The following is a 5,596-nucleotide window of genomic DNA, read 5'->3' as shown; positions in this document are numbered from 1 at the left end:
CCTGCGCTCTAACGCCCTGTTAAGGTGTGAGCAACGCAATACCGATGCTCCCGCATGCCACCTTAAATACTAGACGCAACGCATAGCAAAAATGCCACGCGTTGCGAATCACTCTTAAACAGTTTGTTAAGCATTTTTCTCTCTAGCTCTTCGATCGGTCTCTTCTGCACTTTTTCTAGGACCTTCTGGAGTTAATTCATATAAAGCTGCTAACTCCCTAGGCTCTGAGATACCTTTTTTAACTATGAAATTTAGTAGTTCAAACATCTTGGATGCGACCTGATCAAAATCGTCCTCACTCATCTCACCAGGATGGACCGCATTGTTCCCTGCAATTCTAACTGTATCTGCCACCTTTACGACGAGGGGAGGAATTACATTTTTTTCAGCTAAGCTTCGGATGTCTTTATTAATATTTTCCCCAGCCTCACCTAAATGTTTACATAACTTTTGAAGTCCAAGTCGAAGAAGTGCGGCTGCAGCCCTAGGCGAGCGAGAAAAAATGCTAGCAGCCTCTAAATAATCAATTTTTACATCATCAGGCATATCCAACTCAGGTTGCGGGGCTGATGATACATCAGGGAAAACCATCACCCCATCTGACACAGAGAAGCCACTGAAGCTTGTTCCTCGCCAAATAGATGCTTTTACTATGTCGGTGACATAGTTCTTCTCATCACTCAGCCTTTCCCAAGTCACATGTGAGAAAGTCCCACAAAAAGGACAGTGAAAGGATTTTTGACCAAATTTTGGTGCTATGTACTGCATATTATTCTCCAGATGCTTAACGCCCTGTTAAGGTGTGAGCAACGCAATACCGATGCCGCCGCATACCACCTTAATCACATAAACTAACACATAGTAAAAATGCTACGCGTTGCGAATCACTCTTAAACAGATTGTTATGTGTTTACTTTTCTCTATGCCAGTTAGCTTTACATGCTTTGTATTGCTCAGGTAAAAAGCGTTTGGCATCGTCTACAGATGCGTAGTCCGAATCTTGAACAACCTCCCAATTTTCATCGCAACTAAAGCGGTATACAACTGACGAGTTGGGATATGTACAGATAGCTAGGCCAAAAACAGTTTCAGCCACTTCTCCAGACGCAGTTAATATATAACCAAAAGGATTAGATCCAGACCATGCCCATTCAATGACTTCTGCTCCATCTAAAGATCTTGGAGGTGTATTCATATTATCGCTCCTACACATAACGCCCTGTTAAGGTGTGAGCAACGCAATACTGAAGCTCCCGCATACCACCTTAACCACTAAACCTAACGCATAGTAAAAATGCCACGCGTTGCGAATCACTCTTAAACAGTTTGTTATGTGCGCGGCTAAGTGATTCTCATATCTTTTCTGAACGATGCATCACCGTATAGTGAATGCCCAGTTTTGTACATTAATCTGGGATTATCACATTACCGTAAAGATCTTGATTTGTAAGTTGATTCACTTTTTCTAACAAGCTTGCCACCTTAAAATAGGCTGAAGTGTTATCTGCCTTTTTATATGCTAAATCCATGCATCTCGACCTAAGATCTGAAGAGACAACTTTCAGCGCCTCAACTACTTCGGCGTTACTCGGACTCTTTTCTAGGTATTTTTTCCCAACGAAGTAGGCTTTCTCGTACTGTCTTTTCTTCGCTAAGTTCATTATCTCTTCTGCTGACATGAATACATTATTCCTATAAGCACATAACGCCGCATTAAGGTGTGAGCGGCGCTTGGCTATACTTGAGCGAAGCGAAACTGCCAAGCGTTGCGAATCACTCTTAAATGCTTTGTTAGTGGCAAATTACACGCTCGAACTCCCAGTCAACATACCGAAGACTTGAGAAAGTCACAGGTGTACCATATTGACACGGGTTACTAGCAAGCTTTTTCAGACGTGCTTTTTCATCACTACTCAAAGTGCCAAACCATGCCTCACTAAAGTAGGTATTTTCTATATAACTAAACATCAGCTCAATTAGATGAGTTGGCAAGCTTGAGGGATGCACTTCCAACAATGACTCAGCAAACGCTTTACAGCTTTCAAAGTGCTTAGGCCAAGAGAATACAATTGCATGGCCTTCATCGGTTACTAGCGTATTTATTGATATATTCTCAATGAAAGGAGTTGAGGGTTCTAGCGATTGTAACCTTTTACCTTGAACTGTAAATTCCGTGGAAAAACAACCACTAAGAACCACATTTAAGCTACCTTTAAAGTGGAAAGTCATGGAAGAGAAAGAGCTATAGTTTTGTCGAGCAAAATTGTCCGTATAAAATTCTAACGTTTCTTTGAAATCATCGACACCTTTTAGAAACCCACTTTTCATTTCTAATAGCTGAGCTTGTAACATCTGCTGTTCGTTTACGGTCAATCCACGATCTATGTTTTCACCTACAAATGGTAGTCCTTTGATTATGCGAATTTTCTTAAAATACTCCAAAGCATATGAACGATAGCCTGCAACAAAACATTGCTCAGGACTATTAGTAAACTCTTCGTCTTCGATACACGCAAAAAAGGCTTTATCATGTTTAGAGCAAAATCCTTTAAAAGTGGATGCTTTTTTCCACCCTACTGACTCAAGTTCAAAGCCACCTTGGTGAGAGGGAGAAAACGTACAAACATGATTATTACTATCAGTAATACGCTTTAGTGGACCAGATTTTTGTATAGAGTGCGCGTCAATAACCTTTTTGCTACAAGTTTCCTTACTAGCTTGAGGATGGAGGCACTCTTTATGTTGGGTTCTCTTTTTGAACTCACCCAATAATCTAGATAGGCTATATTTTTCTTCCTGGTGTCGTGACAAATGGCACTTCTTGTATTTCTTCCCAGAACCGCACCAACAAGGTTCATTTCTACCAACTTTCATCATACCTACCTTTTGCCACTAACGCCGCATTAAGGTGTGAGCGGCGCTTGGCTATACTTGAGCGAAGCGAAACTGCCAAGCGTTGCGAATCACTCTTAAATGCTTTGTTAGATGCCAGATCGCTGAACCTAATTTAGTAGTGGTAACGACACGAGATTATCGTTATGGCCTGATCATCGACTGCGTAAACAAGCCTATTAGTATCATCAATACGACGAGACCAAAAACCCGATAAGTTCTCTTTCAATGGCTCAGGTTTACCGATGCCCTCAAATGGAGAACGCTTAACATCATTGATGAGTTTATTGATGCGCTTGAGTGTTTTTTTGTCTTGAGTTTGCCAATACAGGTAATCATCCCAAGCGTCATCAGTCGACGACAGTAAACGCTGACTACTACTCATCAATTAACTCTCGTGCTGTTGTTTTACCAGCACGGTACTGTGCTATAGAACGGTTTAAGTGTTCAGCGTTTTGAGGAGAGCGTAGTAAGTGCACTGTCTCCATAAGGCTATTGTAGTAATCTAAGGACATAACCACAGCATCTTCAGAATCACGACGTGTAATAACTGTTGTATCAGCGTCATTAACTACACCGTCCAAAACAGCTTTAAGACCATTTCTTGCTTCAGTAAAAGATACGATTCTCATAAGAACCTCCACATGTACGTTTAATGGAACAAGTATAGTCCTCACCACTCCACATGTACAGTAAATTGAACATGCGATATTGATAAGGCAACTAACGCCCAATTAAGGTGTGAGGCACGCAATACCAATGCTTCCGCATACCACCTTAATCACTAAAACCGACGCATAGTAAAAATGCCACGCGTGCCGAATCACTCTTAAATTGTTTGTTAGTACGCTGTTCCAAAACCTTTTGGTTTGCACCAAGATATTGAAATATTGCACGAAACTATACGCTAAAACGCTAAAGCCAAACAGACAACTACCAAACTAGAACTCCACCTCAGAACGCAAGTTGGCTAGAAGAAAAATACGCCAAACTACCCTATTTCGACCAGTCTCAAATTAGCAAAGGATTCAGTCACCGAACTTTGACAACCACACCAAAATACGGAATTGAAGGCTAAAAAGCCAACAACACAAAAGAAACAGCACCAACGAAATAGCCCAAAAGTTAGAAACCGTAAACGGTGAAATCGACGCGAACACTCCGCACATAGTGCCACCGGAAAGAACGTGAAAGGCATGCCCGTTCAGGTGTAAAACTTGGAAAAGGAACCAATAAACACTGAAACTTTTAACCTTTGATACCAATCCCGTACTAACGCCCTGTTAAGGTGTGAGCAACGCAATACCGATGCCGCTGCATACTACCTTAAACACTAAACGCAACGCATAGTAAAAATGCCACGCGTTGCGAATCACTCTTAAACAGTTTGTTATACGTTTTTTTGACACAGCCTTTCTCTAAGTTCATCCGGATGCATTGCTGGATTATGCCTATGTACCATTGCGTGACAATTTGGGCACAACGGCACTAAGTCTTTAACTGGGTCTAATTCATACTCACGCTTAATATTCGCAATCTGAACAATGTGATGGACGTGAATAAAACCTTTTCCTATTTCCCCATAAACTTCGGCGAAGTCGAAATCACAAACCTTACAATTGTAACCATGAAAATCTAGGCATTTTTGTCTTGCTGCTGAGTTTCGCTCATAGGTGTTAACTGTAACTTGTTTAGTTGAACCCTCTATGAAGGTTTGACCATTAAGATCTTCTAGATCATTTTCTGGCTGTCGGACTTCACTATAAATGCCGTCTTTCCAGAAACCGACTATGGTTTCGACTTTGCTACCGTGTGGCTTTTGATATACATAGCCATTAAATTTGTAATCAAACCCAACGTAGCGATATTGCCCGCTTTCAATACGGATTAAGAACTTTCGTTTGAGCATTCCCGACTTGTCTATGCCATTATTGGTTCGATTATAACAATAGTCAGATGGCAGCACTGAGTTAGGGTTTGCTCCGTAAGCCTCAGCCATCAAGTTCTTAATTTCAGTAGAACTAAAGAACTCTTGCCCTGATTTCGCTAATAGTTCTTCTACTTGTTCTAAAATAGCCATTTAATCCTCGAAATCTCCAAAACGTATAACGCCTTGTTAAGGGGTGAAGCACGCAACACCGACGCTACTGCATACCACTTTAATCACTAAAACCAACGCATAGTAAAAATGCCACGCGTGCTGAATCCCTCTTGAACAATTTGTTATACGCGTTCTAGCGGTTGTACTTAACCTTATTCAAAACTTCTTTTAGTTCATGCGTTTTCTCAAGGTTTACACCGTGAATATTGGCTAAAGCACAAACATAATACAAGACGTCATATAACTCTTCTCCGATTGAACCTTTAAGTTCATCTAGCGTTGGTTGCCCACTTTTACCTTTGCGAATAGATTCCGATAATTCGCCAACTTCTTCGATTAGTTTTAAAAAATAGTGTTCAGATTGCTCTGGCGCATAATCGAATTCTTTTATATGACTTTGTAACTCAGATAACTTCATAACGTCCTTTTTGTATCATTTTCCATAAAGCGTATAACGCCCAATTAAGGTGTGAGGCACGCAATACCGATGCTACCGCATACCATCTTAATCACTAGAACCAACGCATAGTAAAAATGCCACGCGTGCCGAATCACTCTTAAATTGTTTGTTATACGAATTACTCCAGCTGCCAAATCTCTGTA

General features: G+C 40.9%; 8 protein-coding genes. All 8 read right to left on the bottom strand.

Translation table 11 applies throughout. From position 1 onward, the window contains the following. Window positions 1-126: 126 nt before the first annotated feature. Entirely contained in the window at window positions 127-768 is a 642-nt protein-coding gene (locus CAG69_RS12770) for a DUF4145 domain-containing protein (protein ID WP_161444508.1), read from the bottom strand. Window positions 769-910: 142 nt separating this feature from the next. Continuing rightward, complete coding sequence (locus tag CAG69_RS12760) at window positions 911-1,195, bottom strand: hypothetical protein (RefSeq protein WP_103176299.1); 285 nt, start codon at window positions 1,193-1,195, stop codon at window positions 911-913. 211 nt (window positions 1,196-1,406) lie between these two features. Continuing rightward, on the bottom strand, window positions 1,407-1,679 hold the full coding sequence (locus CAG69_RS12750) for a hypothetical protein (RefSeq protein WP_161444506.1): 273 nt from the start codon (window positions 1,677-1,679) through the stop codon (window positions 1,407-1,409). 112 nt (window positions 1,680-1,791) lie between these two features. Next, window positions 1,792-2,877 carry a YecA family protein gene (locus CAG69_RS12745; RefSeq protein ID WP_237668074.1) on the bottom strand — a complete coding sequence of 362 codons (1,086 nt, stop codon included), beginning with the start codon at window positions 2,875-2,877 and terminating at the stop codon, window positions 1,792-1,794. A 130-nt stretch (window positions 2,878-3,007) separates the two neighbouring features. Beyond that, a complete protein-coding gene (locus CAG69_RS12740) occupies window positions 3,008-3,277 on the bottom strand; it encodes a Txe/YoeB family addiction module toxin (RefSeq protein ID WP_161444502.1) in 270 nt (89 codons plus the stop codon). Next, window positions 3,270-3,524, bottom strand: a complete 255-nt coding sequence (locus tag CAG69_RS12735; protein ID WP_005526636.1) for a type II toxin-antitoxin system Phd/YefM family antitoxin — start codon at window positions 3,522-3,524, stop codon at window positions 3,270-3,272. The genes CAG69_RS12740 and CAG69_RS12735 overlap by 8 nt, the downstream gene beginning before the upstream one ends. Before the next feature lie 758 nt (window positions 3,525-4,282). Then, window positions 4,283-4,972, bottom strand: coding sequence for an HNH endonuclease (locus CAG69_RS12720; RefSeq protein WP_161444500.1), 690 nt, complete (start codon window positions 4,970-4,972; stop codon window positions 4,283-4,285). 154 nt (window positions 4,973-5,126) lie between these two features. Next, window positions 5,127-5,411: a MazG nucleotide pyrophosphohydrolase domain-containing protein gene (locus CAG69_RS12710; protein ID WP_161444498.1), complete on the bottom strand. Its 285-nt coding sequence runs from the start codon at window positions 5,409-5,411 to the stop codon at window positions 5,127-5,129. Between the last annotated feature and the right edge of the window lie 185 nt (window positions 5,412-5,596).

It is taken from the genome of Vibrio sp. V43_P6S15P86 (genome assembly GCF_009904725.1).
Classification (GTDB): Bacteria; Pseudomonadota; Gammaproteobacteria; order Enterobacterales; family Vibrionaceae; genus Vibrio; species Vibrio diabolicus.
Note: the sequence above shows the minus strand (reverse complement) of the source record. Positions and strands in the feature narration are given on the sequence as shown.